At 75.2% G+C, this 17,336-nt stretch carries 15 protein-coding genes; 12 read left to right on the forward strand and 3 right to left on the reverse strand.

The genetic code is table 11. The features are described 5' to 3' along the window. Positions 1–76: 76 nt before the first annotated feature. The 6 genes from PS271_RS27370 to PS271_RS27395 all read left to right on the forward strand — a co-directional run bounded on the left by PS271_RS27370 (position 77) and on the right by PS271_RS27395 (position 7,719). Positions 77–289, forward strand: coding sequence for an MbtH family protein (locus PS271_RS27370; RefSeq protein ID WP_359104637.1), 213 nt, complete (start codon positions 77–79; stop codon positions 287–289). 103 nt (positions 290–392) lie between these two features. Beyond that, positions 393–2,750 (forward strand): ATP-binding cassette domain-containing protein, encoded by a 2,358-nt coding sequence (locus PS271_RS27375; RefSeq protein WP_398385509.1) that lies wholly within the window; start codon positions 393–395, stop codon positions 2,748–2,750. Beyond that, on the forward strand, positions 2,743–4,503 hold the full coding sequence (locus PS271_RS27380) for an ABC transporter ATP-binding protein (protein ID WP_398385511.1): 1,761 nt from the start codon (positions 2,743–2,745) through the stop codon (positions 4,501–4,503). Before PS271_RS27375 ends, PS271_RS27380 begins: the two co-directional genes overlap by 8 nt. A 143-nt stretch (positions 4,504–4,646) precedes the next feature. Further along, positions 4,647–5,480 carry a siderophore-interacting protein gene (locus tag PS271_RS27385; protein WP_398385513.1) on the forward strand — a complete coding sequence of 278 codons (834 nt, stop codon included), beginning with the start codon at positions 4,647–4,649 and terminating at the stop codon, positions 5,478–5,480. Continuing rightward, positions 5,477–6,592, forward strand: coding sequence for an iron chelate uptake ABC transporter family permease subunit (locus PS271_RS27390; protein WP_398385514.1), 1,116 nt, complete (start codon positions 5,477–5,479; stop codon positions 6,590–6,592). The genes PS271_RS27385 and PS271_RS27390 overlap by 4 nt, the downstream gene beginning before the upstream one ends. Before the next feature lie 77 nt (positions 6,593–6,669). Beyond that, a complete protein-coding gene (locus tag PS271_RS27395) occupies positions 6,670–7,719 on the forward strand; it encodes an iron chelate uptake ABC transporter family permease subunit (RefSeq protein WP_398387089.1) in 1,050 nt (349 codons plus the stop codon). On the opposite strand, the gene PS271_RS27400 is transcribed toward PS271_RS27395, so the two are convergent. Further along, positions 7,671–8,279 carry a GNAT family N-acetyltransferase gene (locus tag PS271_RS27400; RefSeq protein ID WP_398385515.1) on the reverse strand — a complete coding sequence of 203 codons (609 nt, stop codon included), beginning with the start codon at positions 8,277–8,279 and terminating at the stop codon, positions 7,671–7,673. The two genes, PS271_RS27395 and PS271_RS27400, sit on opposite strands and share 49 nt — an antisense overlap. Before the next feature lie 190 nt (positions 8,280–8,469). Here PS271_RS27400 and PS271_RS27405 point away from each other — a divergent pair, with 190 nt between their 5' ends. The 4 genes from PS271_RS27405 (at position 8,470) to PS271_RS27420 (ending at position 10,754) form a co-directional block, all read left to right on the forward strand. Continuing rightward, positions 8,470–8,655, forward strand: coding sequence for a hypothetical protein (locus PS271_RS27405; protein WP_398385517.1), 186 nt, complete (start codon positions 8,470–8,472; stop codon positions 8,653–8,655). A 133-nt stretch (positions 8,656–8,788) separates the two neighbouring features. Then, positions 8,789–9,673 (forward strand): DUF2127 domain-containing protein, encoded by an 885-nt coding sequence (locus tag PS271_RS27410; RefSeq protein WP_398385518.1) that lies wholly within the window; start codon positions 8,789–8,791, stop codon positions 9,671–9,673. Beyond that, positions 9,670–10,479, forward strand: coding sequence for a maleylpyruvate isomerase family mycothiol-dependent enzyme (locus PS271_RS27415; RefSeq protein ID WP_398385520.1), 810 nt, complete (start codon positions 9,670–9,672; stop codon positions 10,477–10,479). The genes PS271_RS27410 and PS271_RS27415 overlap by 4 nt, the downstream gene beginning before the upstream one ends. Positions 10,480–10,583: 104 nt before the next feature. Then, positions 10,584–10,754, forward strand: coding sequence for a CsbD family protein (locus PS271_RS27420; RefSeq protein ID WP_398385521.1), 171 nt, complete (start codon positions 10,584–10,586; stop codon positions 10,752–10,754). A gap of 292 nt (positions 10,755–11,046) precedes the next feature. On the opposite strand, the gene PS271_RS27425 is transcribed toward PS271_RS27420, so the two are convergent. Continuing rightward, a complete protein-coding gene (locus tag PS271_RS27425) occupies positions 11,047–13,647 on the reverse strand; it encodes a SpoIIE family protein phosphatase (protein ID WP_398387090.1) in 2,601 nt (866 codons plus the stop codon). Positions 13,648–14,011: 364 nt separating this feature from the next. Here PS271_RS27425 and PS271_RS27430 point away from each other — a divergent pair, with 364 nt between their 5' ends. Next, positions 14,012–15,454, forward strand: a complete 1,443-nt coding sequence (locus tag PS271_RS27430; protein WP_398385523.1) for an MFS transporter — start codon at positions 14,012–14,014, stop codon at positions 15,452–15,454. On the opposite strand, the gene PS271_RS27435 is transcribed toward PS271_RS27430, so the two are convergent. Next, a complete protein-coding gene (locus PS271_RS27435; protein ID WP_398385524.1) occupies positions 15,408–16,193 on the reverse strand; it encodes an enoyl-CoA hydratase/isomerase family protein in 786 nt (261 codons plus the stop codon). The two genes, PS271_RS27430 and PS271_RS27435, sit on opposite strands and share 47 nt — an antisense overlap. Before the next feature lie 285 nt (positions 16,194–16,478). Here PS271_RS27435 and PS271_RS27440 point away from each other — a divergent pair, with 285 nt between their 5' ends. Continuing rightward, positions 16,479–17,222, forward strand: a complete 744-nt coding sequence (locus PS271_RS27440) for an SDR family oxidoreductase (RefSeq protein ID WP_398385525.1) — start codon at positions 16,479–16,481, stop codon at positions 17,220–17,222. The last annotated feature ends 114 nt before the right edge of the window (positions 17,223–17,336 follow it).

Below are 17,336 nucleotides of genomic sequence, written 5' to 3' on the forward strand. Positions count from 1 at the left end.
TACGGGAATCCACCCCTGCAACACCCTGACCACGTATCACCTCACTCACCCATCCGGATAAGAAGGAGCACCCACCATGAGCAACACCACCAACCCCTTCGAGGACAACGACGCCCGCTACTTCGTCCTCGTCAACGCCGAGAACCAGCACTCCCTGTGGCCGGCCTTCGCCGAGATCCCCGGCGGCTGGACCACCGTCCACGGCGAGGACTCCCTGCAGGGCTGCACCGACTACGTCGACGCCCACTGGACCGACATGCGCCCGGCGAGCCTCGTCGCCCGGTCCTGACCGGACCCCTCCCGAAGACCCGCCGCCGCGGGCCCGGACCGCGCACCCGCCCGGTCCGGCCCGCGCGGCCGAGCCGACCTGCTGAGAGCGGATACCTGACGTCGTGAGCACCCAACACGCCAAGCCGGAGCACCATCCCGGCACTGCCGACGAGCCCCCGGGCCCGCCGCCCGCCGAGAACACCCCGGAGGAGGCCGGGGCCGCCGCGGAGGAGGCCGAGCCGGGCCCGCGGGACCTCTCGCCCGAGCGGCGCGCCCGGGCCCGCGCCCTGCTGCGCGGCTCCCTGCGGCCGCACTGGGCGACGGTCGGCGCGGCGATGGCCGCCGCCGGGATCCGGCAGGTCGCCTTCCTCGCCGTCCCGTGGTGCATCCAGAAGGCGCTGGACGACGGCGTCACGGCCGGGGACAGCCACGCGCTGCTGGGGTGGGCTGGCGCCGCGCTGGCCGCTGCCGCCGTCCAGTTCGCCGGGCTGTACGGCTGGCAGTACTGGGCCGGTTCCGCCGACGCCAAGGTCGGCGCGGACCTGCGCTCCCGGCTGCTGCGGCACCTGGCCGGGCTGGACCGCGCCGCGCTCGCCTCGCGCGGCCACGGCGATCTGGCCATGCGCGCCGGCCGGGACACCGACCTGGTGCGCGAGTGGGTGCACGGCCTGGCGATCTGGGTCGTGCTCGCCACGACGTTCGCGGGCGTCCTGACCGGCATGGGCGTGCTCGACGTGTCGCTGCTGCTGGTGACGCTGGGCATGCTGCCGTTCCTGGTCTGGGTCAACCTGTACTTCCCGCGCCGCTTCGGCACGGCCAGCGGCGAGCTGGCCGAGGCGCACGGCCTCCGCGCCGAGGCCGTCGCGGACCTGCTCCAGCTCGGCACCGGCCTGCGCGGCACGGGCGGCCACCGGCCGCTGGTGGCCCGGCACGCCGCGGCCAGCGCCACCGTCACCGACCGGACCGTCAAGGCGGCCCGCATCGAGGCCTCCTGGGCGTCCGTCGCGCCCTTCGTGCCCCGCATGGCCGTGGCGATCGGCGTCGGTGTCGGCGGGCTCGCCGTACTCGACGGCCGGCTGACCGTCGGCGGGCTGGTCGCCTTCACGTCCTGGATGGCGAGCATCACCCTCGCCACCCGGGTCCTCGTCGACCGGCTCCTCGCCCGCGGACAGGCCGACGTGGCCGCCGCCCGCATCGACGAGGCGCTGTCCATCGAGGGCACCCTCACCGACCCGGCCGAGCCGGTCGCGCTCACCCCCGGCGGCGACCTGGAGCTGACCGGCGTCAGCGCGGTCCGCGACGGCGTCACCGTCCTCGCGCCGCTCGACCTGACCGTACGGGCGGGCGAGTTCGTCGCGGTGGACGGCGCCACCGGCTCCGGCAAGAGCACGCTGCTGCGGCTGCCCGTGCGGCTCGACGACCCGGACACCGGCACCGTCCGCTACGGCGGCACCGACCTGCGCGACGCCGCCCTCGACGACATCCGCGGGCGGATCGCGTACGTCGCCCAGCGGCCGATGCTGCTGTCCGGCACCGTCGCCGAGAACCTGCGGCTCGGCCGCGACCTGCCCGACGAGGCCCTCCACGACGCATGCCGGACGGCCGGCATCCACGACCAGATCGCCGCGATGCCCGACGGCTACGACACGGAGCTCGGCGAGAGCGGGACGGCCCTGTCGGGCGGTCAGGTGCAGCGGCTTGCCATCGCCCGCGCGCTGCTCGGCGAACCGGAGGTACTGATCCTGGACGACTCCACGTCCGCCCTCGACACCACCACGGAGCGGGCGGTCCTGGACCGCCTGCGCACGTGGGCCGCGGGCCGCACGATCGTCTTCGCCACGCACCGCACGGCGGTACTGGAAGCGGCGGACCGCGTTGTGACGCTGGCGGCCGCGGGGCGTGGGGGTGACGCGGACGAGGCCGGCGCCCCGAGCGACGACCACGGTCCCGCAAATGCCGACACCAAGTCCGACACGGACACGGCTGCCGTCCCGGCAGCCTCCGACGCCGGTGCCCGGCCCGGCGCGGGCACCCGCCCCCGCCCGGTTGACGCCGATGGCGAATCGTGTCCCGGCCCCGGATCCCGCTGCGGCGGGGGTGCCGGCGCTGCCGCCCGTCCAGTCGGCACCGACGCCGAGCCCGGCACGGAGACCGCTGCCGTCCCGACGGACACCGGCACGGGCCCTGGCGCCCTTGCGGCCCATGCCGAAGGCGAGTCCGCCATCGGCAACGACCCGGGCGCTGTCCCGGCAGTCTCCGATGCCGATGTCCGGCCCGGCGCGGGCACCCGCCCCCGTCCGGCTGGCGCCGACGGCGAGTCCCCGGCGGTCCCGGAGCCCTCCGGCTCCGCCGGCGGGCCCGGCACGGACGCCTCCGCGTCCGGCACCCGTACCGGCTCCGGCCCCGTCGCGGCCGGACCCGCGCCCGCGGCCGTACCCGCATCCGTTTCCACCCCCACCCCGGAGGGCCCCCGTGGCTGAGACGGTTCTGCTGAACGAGCAGCCCGACGAGCGGCGCGTGCTGCGCCGGGCCGCCCCGTACTTGCGCCCGCACCGGCGGGCCCTCCTCGTCGCCGTCGTGGTCGGGCTGGCCGACTCTGCCGCGCTCGTGGCCGTCGCGCCGCTGATCGGGCGGGCGACGGACGCGCTGCTCGCCAAGGACCGCGGCGGGCTGCTGTCCGCCGCCGCGGTCCTCGTCCTCCTCGCCGTCCTCCAGCTCGGCCTGGCCCGCGCCGGCGAGCTGCTGCTGGCGAAGGCCGGCGAGAACGTGGTGCGCAGCCTGCGCGAGAAGTGCGTGGAGAACCTGGCGTCGGCGCCGCTGCGGTTCCTGGAGTCGCACCGCACGGGCGACCTGCTGCGCCGTACGACGGGCGAAGTGGCCGCGCTGGCCTCGTTCGTCCGCATGCACCTGCGCAACCTGGTGTCGGCGACGGCGACGCTCCTGTTCACCCTCGTCGTCCTCTTCGGCTACTCGTGGCAGCTCGCGCTCGTGCAGCTCGCGGTCTTCGTGCCGCTGACGCTGCTGGTGATGCGCTGGTTCCAGCGGTCCGCGCCGCGCGCGTTCGGCGGGAAGGCGGCGGCGGAGGCGACGGTCGCGGCGACGTTCACCGAGACCCTGAACGTACGGGAGGCGCTGCAGAGCGCCCGCGGCCTGCCGGGCTGGCTGCGCCGCTTCGACCGGGAGAACGCCGCGGCCGTCGGCGCGGCGCGGCGCGCGATCCGGGTGGAGAACCGCATCGACCTGGTGGGCCTGATCGAGGGGTTCGCGCTGGTCGTGCTGCTGCTGGTGGGCGGCTGGTCCGTCTCGCGCGGGGCGATGGGCGTCGGCACCGTCGTCGTGTTCGTCCTGGCGAGCCGCAACCTCTTCGACTCGTTCTCGGACATCTCGCAGCTCGTCGGCGAGGTGCAGACGGCCCGTACGGGGCTGGCCCGGCTGCTGGACCTGCTGGCGGCCACCGACCGGGCTACGGAGCAGACCCCCGAAGCGGCACACGCTCCCGAAGCGGCCCGGCCCGCCGCGGAGCCGCCCCTGCGCGGCGAACTCGTCTGCGAGGACCTCGGCTACTCCTACCGCGACGGCACGGAGGTGCTGCGCGGCGTCTCGCTGGCCTTCCCGGTGGGCGACCGCACGGGCGTGGTCGGCGAGACCGGCTCGGGCAAGACGACGCTGTCGAAGCTGCTGTGCGGCCTGTACGCGCCCGACCGCGGCGTGGTGCGGTTCGCGGGCGTCGACCTGCGGGACATCCCGGAGGCGGAGCTGCGCCGCCGCGTCGTCCTGGTGCCGCAGGAGGTCCGCATGGTGACCGGCACGGTGGCGGCGAACCTGCAGCTGGTGCACACCACCCCGGACCGTGCCGCCATGGAACGGGCCGTCGCCGAACTGGGCCTGGAGGACTGGCTCCGCGACCTCGGCGGCCTCGATGCCGAGGTGGGCGTGCGCGGCTCCCGGCTGTCGGCGGGGGAGCGGCAGATCGTCGGGCTGCTGCGGGCCGCGCTCGCCGACCCCGCGGTGCTCGTCCTGGACGAAGCGACCGCCGACATCGACCCGGTGACGGCGGGCCGGCTGGAGCACGCGCTGGACGGGATGCGCGGCGACCGCACGATCGTCGTCGTCGCGCACCGGCCGGCGACCATCGCCCGGCTGCCGCGGGTGATCGCGCTGGACGGCGGCCGGGTGGCCGGAACGACGGCCAAGGCAACGGTGTCCCATGCAACGATGGTCAATGCATCATGAGTTAGGTTAGGGTTGCCTAAGTTCGGCCCGGGGGGTCTTCTCCGGCCGTACACGTGAAGCCCGGTGGCCCCCGCGCCCGTGCGCGGGGGCCACCGCAACGCGGTGCCGGTCCCGCGGCACACCCCGCCAGATTGGGATGATCGATGACCATTGAGACGCTCCCGCCGCGCGTGCGCATCGTCCGCCACCCCCTCAAGTACCGCCTGCTGGAGGTGCGCAGGGTCGACCGCATCACCCCCTCCACGGTCCGGGTGACGCTCACGGGCCCCGATCTGGAGGGGTTCTGCGAACAGGCGCCCACCGACCACGTGAAGCTCTGCTTCGCCGAAGCCGGCACCGAGCTGCCCGTCGAGCCGGTCATCCGCGACGACACCTGGATGGACGCCCCCGTGGAGCCCATCACCCGCGACTACACCGTCCGCCACTACCGCCCCGAAGCGCAGGAGCTGGACGTCGACATGGTCCTGCACGGCGACGGCGTGGGCTCCGCGTGGGCCGCCCGCGCGGAGCCCGGCATGCGGCTCGGCGTCCTCGGCCCGCGCGGCTCCGAGATCCTGCCGATGGTCCACGACTGGTACCTGCTGGCCGCCGAGGAGACCGCCCTGCCCGCGCTCGGCCGCTGGCTGGAGATGCTGCCCGCCGGCGCCCGCGTCCTCGCCTTCGCCGAAGTGCCCGGCCCCGAGGACGAGCAGCACTTCACCACCGCCGCCGACTGCACCCTGACCTGGCTGCACCGCGGCGACACCCCGCCCGGCACGAGCGACCTGCTGGAGCGGGCCGTGCGCGCCGCCGAACTGCCCGCCGGCGGGCTCGGCTACGCCTGGATCGCCGGCGAGGCCGGCACCCTCAAGCCCATCCGCCGCTACCTGCGCCGCGAACTCGGCATGGCCAAGGAGCAGGTCGACATCGACGGCTACTGGAAGCGCGGCGTGGAGAACCACGACCACCACGCGGACGACGAGCACGAGCACGCGTGACCACGACCGCCGATCCCGCCACGAACGCCGCGACCGCCCCTCCGGCCTCGGCGGACGGCCCCCGCCCCGCGCAGCACGCCGGAGGCGAGGGACCGTCCCCGGTCCGCCGCGCTCAGCACGCGCGGCGGGCCGCCGGGCTGCTCGCCTGCACCGCCCTCGTCGCCGTCCTCGCCGTGCTGAGCATCGGCATCGGCGCCAAGACGATCCCGCCCGGCGACGTCCTGCACGCCCTCCTGCACCACGACCCCGGCAACGACGACTGGATCGTCGTACGCACCTCCCGGCTGCCGCGCAGCCTCCTCGGCATCGGCGTCGGCATCGCCCTCGGCCTGTCGGGTGCCCTCATGCAGGCCCTGACGCGCAATCCGCTCGCCGACCCCGGCCTGCTCGGCGTCAACGCCGGTGCCGCGGCCGCCGTCGCCGCCGCGACCGCGCTCCTCAACCTCGGTGCCTTCACCTCCTACGTGTGGTGCGCGCTGCTGGGCGCAGCCGCCGCCGCGGCGGCCGTCCACCTCCTCGGCACCCGCGGCCGGTCCCGGGCCACCCCCGTGCGGCTCGCGCTCGCGGGCACGGCCGTCACCGCCGTCCTCACCGCCGTCGTCAACGGCCTGATCCTGCTGGACCCGCTCGCCCTCAACCGCTTCCGGTTCTGGCAGATCGGCACCCTCGGCGCCGCCGACGGCGCCCTCGCCCGCCAAGTGCTGCCGTTCCTCGCCGCCGGCACCCTGCTGGCCGCCCTGCTGGCCCGGCCGCTCAACGCCCTGGCCCTCGGCGACGACACCGCCCGCGCGCTCGGCGCCCACCCGGGCCGTACGCAGTTCGCGACCATGGTGGCGATCACCCTGCTGTGCGGGGCCGCCACCGCGGCCGTCGGCCCGATCGCCTTCGTCGGACTCGCCGTTCCGCACGTGGCCCGCCTGATCGCCGGCCCCGACCAGCGGTGGGTCCTGCCCTACAGCGCCGTCCTCGCGGCGGCCCTGCTGCTCGCCTCCGACATCCTCGGCCGCGTCGTGCTGCGCCCGCAGGAGCTCGAGGCCGGCGTCGTCACCGCGTTCCTCGGAGCGCCCCTGTTCATCGCACTCGTCCGCCGCAAGAGGATCAGCGAACTGTGACCAGCCGTAACCCCCTTGCGCGACGGCGCCGGCGCCCGCGCCCCGGCCGGGCGCAGCGGACAGGCAGGGCCACGCGCCTGCGCACCCTGCGCCTGGCCCTGCCCGGCCGCCCCGGCCGGCCTGCCGTGTCCCTGCGCTGGGACCCGCGCACCGCCGCCGTCTGCGCCACCCTGCTCCTGGCCGCGGCCGCGACCGGGGTGTGGACGCTGACCACCGGCGACTTCCGCATCCCCGTCCCCGACGTGCTGCGCGTCCTCGCCGGAGAGGGAAACCCGGCCTATACGTACATCGTCGAAGAGCTGCGGCTGCCCCGGCTCCTGACGGCCCTTCTGACGGGCGCCGCGCTCGGCCTGTCCGGGGCGCTCTTCCAGAGCGTCGCCCGCAACCCCCTCGGCAGCCCCGACGTCATCGGCTTCACCGTCGGCTCCGCGACCGGCGCCCTCGTCGCCCTCCTCGTGCTGGGCGCGGGCGCCGCCTCGGTCGCCGCCGGGTCCGTCGCCGGCTGCGCGGTCACCAGCGCCGCCGTCTACCTGCTCGCGTGGCGGCGCGGGGCGGCCGCGTTCCGGCTCGTCCTCGTCGGCATCGGGGTGAGCGCCCTGCTCTCCTCGGCCAACGCCTATCTGATCGCCAAGGCGTCGTTCACCGACGCGCAGAGCGCCCAGGTCTGGCTCACCGGCAGCCTCAACGGCCGCGGCTGGCAGCACGTGACGACGATGGCGGCCGCGCTCGCCGTCCTCGCCCCCGCCGCCCTGCTCCTCGGCCGGCCCCTGCGCATGCTGGAGATGGGCGAGGACACGGCGTCGGCGCTGGGCGTACGGACCGAGCGGGCCAAGGCGGGCGCGCTCGTCACGGGCGTGGGGCTGACGGCGCTCGCCACCGCGGTCGCGGGCCCCGTTCCGTTCGTGGCCCTGGTGGCCCCGCAGGTCGCGCGCCGGCTCACCCGTTCCCCGGGGCCGGGCCTCCTGGCGTCCGCGGTGCTCGGCGCCTTGGTGCTCGCGGTCAGCGACATCACCGCGCAGCGGATGCTGGCCCCCACGCAGCTTCCCGTGGGGGTCCTGACCGGCGTCGTCGGGGGCTGCTACCTGGTGTGGGTGCTCGCCCGGCAGTGGCGCGCAGGCCAGGGCTGAGCGAGGACGCTCCCCTCGGGGAGCGGGGCCCCGGGCAGGGGCCGGGCGAAGACGCGGGAGCCGCGGCCGGGATCCAGGGCCGCCACCCAGGTGCGCGGCGCCCGCGAGGTGCCGGTCTCGTGGAAGCCGCTGCGGAGGAAGGCCGCGCCGTCGCCGGTCGTCGCCGCGAACACCTCGGTCACCGACTGATCGGAGGCGTGCAGGAGCAGCGCCGTCAGCAGCCGCGACCCGACGCCGCGGCGCTGACGGCCCTGCCGTACGCAGAAGTTGTGCAGGACGCCCGCCTTGCCGGCCGCGGCCGGCAGCCCCTCGGCGGGGAACGTGCGCAGGGCGACACAGCCTTCGAGGACCCCGTCGGCGTCCTCCGCGACGAAGAACTCCGCGAACCTGGCCGCGTACACGTGCGGCGTCCGGCGGCGCAGCGCGCCCGTCCGCATGAAGGGTTCCGACAGGGCGTGGAGCGCGGGGGCGTCGGCGGCGCGTGCCATCCGTACGCCGCCCGGCTCAGGCAGGGCCGGCAGGCCCTCGCGTGTGCGGACCAACAGCGGACCCAGCCTCATAGAGGGCTCCCGATTCTCACGTTCCCCTGGGGCGTTCACCCAGCAAAGTGAGGTAAGCCTAACCTAACTAAATCTTGAGCTCGGGAGGGGGTGGCGGCCCGTCCGGCAGGGCGCCGGCGGCTGGTTTAGCAAGGGGAAGTCCGGGCACCCGACGGGTTCCAGCACCTGTGGCAATCAGGAGGACCGCACGATGGACCGGGGAAGCAGCAAGCACGGCGCCAAGCGGGACGACGAACTGAAGAAGGAAGTGCAAGAGCTGACCCGCTCGGGCCGGCCCACCCGGACCGAGGAGTGGCGCGACGCCGAACCCCTGACGCCCGAGGAGCCTGCGACAGAGCCCGGCCCCGGGGCGCAGACGCGCCGGGAACGCCCGTAGACGCCGGGGGTACAAGGAAGCTGACTCCACCCCCCGAATCCCGGCCGGCCGCGGCCCGACCAGCCATACTCGTGCCCTGAAGCGGCCCGCGGGGCCGCGGCGGCCGGGCCGGTGACGGAGGGACGGTGGACGCGTGAGCGACGGGCCGGAACTGACAGCCGCTCCGGGCGCGCGCCCCGAGCGCCGCCGCCTCCGCTACGAGCTCGCCGAGTGCGCCCTGCACGGCCACCGCCTCATCGGCACGGACGCCGCGGCCGTACGCCCCGCCGACGCCCTCCTCGTCCGCGAGGGCCCGGGCGGCTTGCGCTGGCACCGCTGCCTGCGCTGCGACGCGTGGCTCCCCCTCCCGCCGCCCGACCGGCCCGGGCGGGAGACGCCCCCGGGCCGCGACGGCATCGAGCTGCCCCTGCGCGGCCGCCCCCTGCGCGACCGCTACGTCCTGCGCCTGATCGCCCTCGACCGGATGCTGCACTGCGCGGTCCTGACCGTCCTCGCCGTCGCCGTCTTCGTCTTCGCCCGCGAGCGGGACCGCCTCAGGGACCCCTTCTACCGCTTCGCCGACGCCCTCCAGACCGGCGTCGGCGGCCCCACCGGCGCCCACGGCCGCGGCCTGCTCGGCGACGCCGAACGGGCCTTCGCCGCCCACGGCCGCACCCTGTGGGTCATCGGCGCCGTCCTCGCCGCGTACGCGCTCCTCGAAGGCGTGGAGGCCGTCGGCCTGTGGCGGGCGCGCCGGTGGGCCGAGTACCTCACCTTCGTCGCGACCGCCGTGCTCCTCGTCCCCGAGCTCTACGAACTCACCGGCCACATCAGCGTCCTGAAGATCCTCACCCTCGTCATCAACCTCGCCGTCGTGGTGTACCTGCTGTACGCGAAGCGCCTGTTCGGGCTGCGCGGCGGCGGCCGGGCCGAGGCGGCCGTCCGCGCCCACGACAGCGGCTGGGAGGCCCTGGAACGGGTCTACCCCGGCCCCGGCGGCGGCAGCACCCCCGCCCCGGACCGTACCGTGGCCCCATGAGTACCCTCAGCTTCGACCGCTGCTGCGCCGAAGTCACGGCGCAGACCGACCTGTTGAGGTCGCACGTCAAGGGCGCCGGCATGCGGTCCCCCGTGCCCTCCTGCCCCGGCTGGAACCTCGGCCAGCTCCTGCGCCACATCGGCGGCACCCACCGCTGGGCCGAGGAAGTCGTCCGCACCCGGGCCGGCGCGCCCGTCCCCGACGACCTCGTCGGCGACGCCGCCCTCGCCCGCTACACCGACGAGGACGGCGCCTTCCTCGACACGTGGCTCGCCGAAGGCGCCGAACGGCTCGCCCGGACGCTGCGCGACGCCGGCCCCGGCGCGCAGGTGTGGACGCCCTCGGAAGAGCGCTCGGCGGCCTTCTGGGCCCGCCGCATGACGCACGAGACGGCCGTCCACCGGGCCGACGCCGCGCTCGCCGCCGGCGCCGGCTACCGGCTGGACGAAGAGGTCGCCCTGGACGCCCTCGACGAATGGATGACGTTCGCCTCGTACGCCGAAGCCGCCGAGGCCCCGCCGGGCGGCCCCGCCCTGCTCGGCCCCGGCCGCACGCTCCACTTCCACGCCACCGGCCCCGCACCGGGCACGACCGCGGGGGAGTGGCTGGTCGACCTCACCGGCGACACGGCCCGCTGGAGCCACGCGCACGCGAAGGCCGCCGTCGCCGTGCGCGGCACGCTCACCGACCTCGTGCTGTTCGTCTACCGGCGCCCCACGCCCAGCGGCACCGGCGGCGTCGAGATCCTCGGTGACGAGCCCCTCCTCGACCTGTGGCTGGAGCGCTCGGGGTTCTGGCTGAACTGAGCCGCCGCAGGGAGGGTGTCCGGCTCTGCGGTTGCGGGGCCGGGGGACCGGCCGGAGGGTGGAATCCGGCAGAACCCCTTCATCGCACACAGGGAGGCCCGCTCATGGGCAAGGCAAAGGCAAAGGCGAAGCAGGTCAAGGGCAAGCTCAAGGAGAGCGCGGGCAACGCGACCGGCGACAAGCGGATGGAGGCGGAGGGCCGGGCCGAGAAGCTGACGGGCAAGGTCCAGGAGTCCGCGGAGAAGGCCAGGAAGAACCTGGGCGGCGGCCGCTGAGCCGCACGTCGTCGCCGGTACGCCGCCGGGGCCTCGGACGAGGCCCCGGCGGCGCGGCATGCAACCTCCAACCCGCCGTGCCCGTACGGAACTTGGGTTCACCGCATTCCCCGATCGGCTGAACCCGCCCCCCTGCCGCGCATGCCCCGCCCGCCGGGGGTAGTCACGACGCCATGTGGAAGCGTCTCTGTGTCCGTGTGTCCGGCGTCGTCGCCGGAGTGTTTCTGGCCTTCTTCCCCGCGGGTACGGCTCACCCCGTCGAGCCCGCCCGGGCCGGGCTGTTCCCGCCGTCTCACGGCAACGGCTGCTCCGCCCAGATCACCTTGCCCTCCGGCGTGTACCGCGTCCCCCACCGCTCCGCCAGCTGAGCGACGAGGAACAGGCCCCGGCCGCCCTCGTCCTCCGCCGCCGCGTAGCGCAGGTGGGGGGAGGTGCTGCTGCCGTCGGCGACCTCGCAGATCAGGGCGCGGTCGCGCAGCAGGCGGACGCGGACCGGGCCCGAGGCGTGGCGGATGGCGTTGGTGATGAGCTCGCTGAGGATCAGCTCGGTGGTGAACGCGGCCTCGTCCATCCCCCAGTCGGACAGCTGCTGCGTGACGTCGGCGCGGGCGCGCGAGACCACGGCGGGGTCGGAGGGCAGCTCCCACTCCGCCGACCGGTCGGCCGCAAGGCGGCGGGTCCGGGCGACGAGGAGGGCGATGTCGTCGCGCTGCCGGGCCGGGAGCAGCGCGCTGATCACCGCGTCGCAGGCCTCCTCGGGCGTCCGGCCCGGGTGGGCCAGCGTGTCGCGGAGGATCGCGAGGCCGGCGTCGATGTCCCGCTTGCGGTCCTCGACGAGGCCGTCCGTGTAGAGCACGAGGCTGCTGCCCTCGGCCAGCTCCAGCTCCCCGGCCTCGAAGGGCAGCCCGCCGAGGCCGAGCGGCGGCCCCGCGGGCAGCTCGGGGAACTCGACCGAGCCGTCGGGGCGGACCAGCGCCGGCAGGGGGTGCCCGGCCCGGGCCATGGCGCACACGCCCGTGGCCGGGTCGTAGATCGCGTACAGGCAGGTGGCGCCGGCGATCGCGGCCTCCTCGTCCGAGCCCGCGGATTCCTGGTCGATGCGGCCGACGAGCTCGTCGAGGTGCCCGAGGAGCTCGTCCGGCGGCAGGTCCAGGGCGGAGAAGTTCTGCACGGCCGTACGGAGCCGGCCCATCGTCGCGGCGGCGTGCAGGCCGTGGCCGACGACGTCGCCGACGACCATGGCGACGCGCGCCCCGGGCAGCGGGATGACGTCGAACCAGTCACCGCCCACCCCCGCCTGGGCGGGCAGGTAGCGGTAGGCGATGTCGAGGGCGTTCTGCTCGGGCAGGCCGCGCGGCAGCAGGCTGTGCTGGAGCGTGACGGCCATGGCGTGCTCGCGCGTGAAGCGCCGGGCGTTGTCGATGCACACCGCTGCCCGCGCAGCCAGCTCCTCGGCCAGGGACAGGTCGTCCTCCTCGAAGGTGTCGCTGTCCTCCGTCCGCCAGAAGTTGGCGATGCCCATCAGCACGCCGCGCGCCTTGAGCGGCACGGTGATCAGGGAGTGGAAGCCGTAGTCCAGTATTTCCTGCGTCCGCTCGACGTCCTGGGTGCGCCAGCCCGCGGAGGCCGAGAGGTCCGGCACGAGGGTGGCCTTCCCGCTGACGAAGCCCGTGGCCTGGGGCGTGGGCGCGGCGAAGCGGTGCACCTCGCCCGCCCGGTACAGCGGGTGGTCGTCGCGGGCGCCGCTGAGCGCCACCCGGCGCAGCTCGGGCGCCTCGCCGCCCAGCCCCACCATCCGGGGCTCGTCGCCGCGCAGGACGGGCTCGGCGAGGTCGACGGTGGCGTAGTCGGTGAACCGGGGGGAGGCCACCTGCGTGAGCTCCTCGGCGGTGCGCTGTACGTCGAGCGTCGTGCCGATGGCCACGCTCGCGTCGTAGAGCAGCTTGAGCCGTTCGCGCGCGGCCTCGGCCTTTCCCGCCAGCGCGCGCAGCTCGGTGGAGTCACGCAGCGTGGCCACGCTGCCGGGCGGCCCGCCCCGGCGGTCCGTGGGCCGGTTGTTCACCGCGAGCAGCCGGTCCCCGACGGGCAGCACCTCGTCGTTGGCGACGCGCCGGGACGCCAGCAGCTCCGCCATCCGGGGGTCGAGGCCGAGGCCCGTGACCGGCTGCCCTTCCACGTCCTGCGGCAGGTCCAGGAGCCGGCGGGCCTCGTCGTTGGCGAGCAGGACCCGGCCGTCGCCGCCGACGATGACGACGCCCTCGCGCACCGCGTGCAGGACCGCGTCGTGGTGTTCGTACATCCGGGTCATCTCGGACGGGCCGAGGCCGTGCGTCTGGCGCCGCAGCCGCCGGCTGACCAGGGCCGCGCCGCCCGTGGCCAGGGCGAGCGCGGCGCCGCCGGCGGCGAGGACGAGCGGCAGCTGCCGGTCGACGGCGCTGCTCACCGAGCTGACCTTCAGCCCCGACGAGACGAGGCCGACGACGTTGCCGTGGTCGTCCTCCACGGGGACGACGGCCTGCACCTCCTCGCCGAGGGGCCCGTTGACGCTCTCGACGGTGACGTGCCCGGCCTGCGAGGGCGCGATGGTGCCGATGAAGTGCTTGCCGATGAGCTCGGGCCGGGGGTGGGTGTACCGCACGCCGTCCCGGTCGGTGACGACGATGAAGTCGACGCCGGCCTCCTTGCGGGCGGCCTCGGTCAGCGGCTGGAGCACCTTGCTGGGGTCCGGGCCGCGCAGGGTCTCGACCAGGCCGGGGGCGTGGGCGAACGCCTGTGCGGCGGCGAGCGATCGGTCGCGCGCCGCCTGGAACCTGTCGCTCCGCGCCTGGAGTACCAGCGTGACCACCGCGGCGACGACGAGCAGCAGGACGATCAGCAGCTGCAGCAGGAACATCTGACCGGCGACACTGCGGCTGCGCGCCACCGACCGGAGACGACCGGCCGACGGCACCCGCGAGCCGTGGTGCGACTGACCCGGCTCACGCCTGCTGTCTCGGCGCCGACCGGTGAACCTGCGGCCCGAGGGCCCCGAGGAGCGGTCCCGGATTCGGGCCATATCCCATGTCTACCCCTCCCTCTTCCGCCGCGCGAACGGGAAGCACCCCGCCGTCACCCTCCGTAGCGGCCCGAGGGCCGGAGAGCCGCGGGCGGCGGCGCGCATCTCCTTGTCCGGCCCGGCCGCAGGGGCATACAGTGCCCGGGCTCCACCAGGGGCCGCATCCCGGCCTGTGCCCGACGTCCCGTTGGTGAGGTCACCCGTGAGCAGCCGGCCGCCGTTGCGCCGCAGGTCCGTCACCGCCGTCACCCTGGTCGGGGCGTTCATGGCCTTCCTCGACGCGACGATCGTGAACATCGCGGTCCCCGACATGCGGACCTCCTTCCCGCACGCCTCCCTCGGCGACCTCTCCTGGGTCCTCAACGGCTACAACATCGCCTTCGCCGCCTTCCTCGTCCCCTTCGGACGGCTCGCCGACCGCTGGGGCCGCAAGCGCTCCTTCCTGCTCGGCCTCGCCCTGTTCACCGCGGCCTCGGGGCTGTGCGCCCTGGCCGGCAGCGTGCCGGTGCTCGTGGCGGCCCGCGTCGCGCAGGCGACGGGCGGCGCCCTGCTCGTCCCGACGTCCCTCGCGCTGCTCCTGGAGGTCTTCCCCGCCGCCCGCCGGGCCGCCGCCGTCGCCGCGTACGGGGCGGCCTCGGCGGTCGCCGCCGGGATCGGCCCGTCCGTGGGCGGGGTGCTCGTCGCCCTCCGCGGCTGGGAGCTGGTGTTCCTGGTCAACCTGCCCCTGGGCGTCGTGACGGCCGCGGCCGGGTGGCGGGTGCTGGCCGAGAGCCGCGAGCCCCGCGGCCTGCCCCTGCCCGACCTGCCCGGGGCCGGCGTCCTCGGCGTCGCCGTCGGCGCCCTGGCCCTCGCCGCGGTCAAGGGCCAGGACTGGGGCTGGGCATCGTGGCCCACGCTCGGCTTCCTGGCGCTCGCCGCCCTGGCGCTGCTCGCGGTGGCCCTGCGCTCCGCACGCCACGCCGCCCCCGTCGTCGACCCGGCTCTGCTGCGGCTGCGCTCCTTCTCCGTGGCCAACGCGGCGTCCCTGCTCTTCGCGATCGCGTTCTTCGCGACGCTGCTGTGCAACGTCCTGTACCTGACGGCGGTGTGGGACTACTCCACGCTGCGGGCGGGCCTCGCCGTCACGCCCGCCCCCGTCGCCGCGTCCCTGGTCGCCCTGCCCGCCGAGCGGCTGGCCCGCCGCTTCGGGGTCCGGGCGGTCTGCGTCGCAGGGATGCTCGTGTTCGCGGCCGGCGCCTGCCTGTACGGGACGTGGATCGGGCCGCACCCCGACTTCCCCGGCCGGTGGCTGCCCGTCAGCGCGCTCACCGGCATCGGGGCCGGGGCGAGCCTGCCCGGCCTGGGTGCGGCGGCCCTCGCCGAGGTGCCCGCGGCCCGGTTCGCGGTGGGCACCGCCGCCAACTCCGCGGCCCGCCAGACCGGCGCCGTGCTCGGGGTCGCGCTGCTGGTCGCGGCCGTCGGCACGCCCGCCCCGGACGCCCTGCGCCACGCCCTCCAGCGGGGCTGGCTCCTCGCCGCCGCGAGCACGGTGCCGGCGATCCTCCTCACCCTCTGCCTCACGGGCGGCACCGGCCGTACCGCGGCCGCGGAGGAGGAGGTCAGCGCCCCTGGAAGCGCGGCCACTCTCCGTCGAGCAGAGCCGTGACCCCGTGCCGCATGTCCTGCGAAGCCACGCCCTCCGCGAAGTCCTCGCGCTCCAGCTCCAGATGCTCGGCGAGATCCGTCGACAGGCTCCGGTCGAGCAACCGCTTCGCACTGCGAACGGCGTGCGGCGCGGCGTCCGCCAGCTCCCGCAAGCGCGCCAGGCCCGCCCCGACCAGCTCCTCCGGCTCCACCACCGCGCTCACCAGCCCTTCGCGCTGCGCCTGCGCGGCCCGTAGCACCGGCTGCTCCAGCAGGAGCTCCAGCGCGCGCGGATAGCCGACCACCCGGGGCAGGAACCACGCCATGCCCGCGTCGGTGGACGCGCCGATCGCCCCGTACGCGAAGTGGAACGACGCGCGCCGCGACGCCAGCCGCAGGTCGCAGGCGAGGGCGAGCGAGAAGCCGGCGCCCGCCGCCTGGCCGTTCACCGCGGCCAGCACCGGGCAGCCGATGGACCGTACGGTGAGCACGACCTCCGAGAGCAGCGACGTCAGACGATCGCCGTAGGCAGCGGCGTCGAAGGAGTCGCTCGACAGGGCCCGGTGGTACGCGCGGACGTCCCCGCCGAGCGAGAACGCCTTCCCGGCGCCGGTGATGAGCACCCCGCGCAGTGCGGTTTGCGCCGCCAACTCGCGCAATGCGGAACGCAGGTCCGCAAGCAGCTCGGCATTCATGGAATTACCCGTAGCCGGGCGGTTCAGGGTGAGCAGGGCGATCCCGTCCTGCGTTTGCACGTGCACGCACGGCGATTCCGCTCGTCCCGTACATGTCGGATCCACCGTCTCCGCCGCCGAATTCTCTTCCATGGGCGCGAGGTTAGACACGACACCTGTAACCGACAAGCAGTCAAGAACGACTAGTGACTTTCCAAGATCACCGTTCTATGGTCCAGACAGCAGCGACCGCGAGGTCCTGGCGAACAGCGCTGCTCGCTACGGGGGAAATGCATGTCGCGCAACGCTCAGTCCTGTCCGGATGCACCGACCGAGCACCACCCCGCCTCCCGACCCGGCGGATCGGCCCTGGTGACGGGTGGCTCCCGCGGCATCGGCGCCGCGATCGCCCGCACCCTGGCCGCCGACGGCTGGCCGGTCACCCTCTGCTACCGGCAGGACGAGGCGGCGGCCAAGGAAGTCGTGGCGGCGATCGAGCAGGCCGGCGGCGCGGCCCTGGCCGTCCGCGCCGACGTCACCGACCCCGCGGCCGTCGAAGCGCTGTTCACGGCCGCCGAGGCCCGCCACGGCCCGGTCCTGGTCCTCGTCAACAGCGCGGGCATCCGCGCCGACCAGGTCTTCGCGGCCATGGAGGAGACCGACTGGCAGCCGGTGCTGGACACCAACCTCGGCGCCGTCTACCGCACCACGCGCCGGGCCCTGCCCGGCATGACACAGGCGCACTTCGGGCGCGTCGTCAACATCGGCTCCGTGCTCGGCCGACAGTCCCTGCCCGGCGTGGCCAACTACGCCGCCGCCAAAGCCGGGCTCGAAGGGCTCACCCGGTCCGTGGCGATCGAGACCGCACGGCGCGGCATCACCGTGAACGCCGTCGCACCCGGCCTCGTCGACACCGGGCTCGTCCGCGACGTCGAGTTCCTCAGACGCTCCGCGCGCACCGCGATCCCTCTGCGGAGGGCGGCCCACCCCGACGAAATCGCCGCCTGCGTCCGCTTCCTGGCCTCACCCGAGGCCGGATACGTGACCGGCACCGTCCTGACGGTCGACGGCGGGCTCTCCGCGGCGGCGTTCGTCCCGCAACCGCCCCACAGCTGATTCCGCTGATTCCCCCGTTCCGTTCCCCCTCCGTTCCTGTCTGTTCAGCTCCTGTCCGTTCCCTTCCCGTCACCGGTTTTCCCCACCCCCATTTCCTTTACCGCCCGTGCGTAT

Source organism: Streptomyces sp. SCA2-17 (assembly GCF_044336695.1).

Coding starts and splice junctions, on each gene's coding strand:
- PS271_RS27370 (WP_359104637.1), top strand. CDS start 77: ATGAGCAACACCACCAACCCCTTCGAGGACAACGACGCCCGCTACTTC.
- PS271_RS27385 (WP_398385513.1), top strand. CDS start 4,647: ATGACCATTGAGACGCTCCCGCCGCGCGTGCGCATCGTCCGCCACCCC.
- PS271_RS27400 (WP_398385515.1), bottom strand. CDS start 8,279: ATGAGGCTGGGTCCGCTGTTGGTCCGCACACGCGAGGGCCTGCCGGCC.
- PS271_RS27405 (WP_398385517.1), top strand. CDS start 8,470: ATGGACCGGGGAAGCAGCAAGCACGGCGCCAAGCGGGACGACGAACTG.
- PS271_RS27415 (WP_398385520.1), top strand. CDS start 9,670: ATGAGTACCCTCAGCTTCGACCGCTGCTGCGCCGAAGTCACGGCGCAG.
- PS271_RS27420 (WP_398385521.1), top strand. CDS start 10,584: ATGGGCAAGGCAAAGGCAAAGGCGAAGCAGGTCAAGGGCAAGCTCAAG.
- PS271_RS27425 (WP_398387090.1), bottom strand. CDS start 13,647: ATGTTCCTGCTGCAGCTGCTGATCGTCCTGCTGCTCGTCGTCGCCGCG.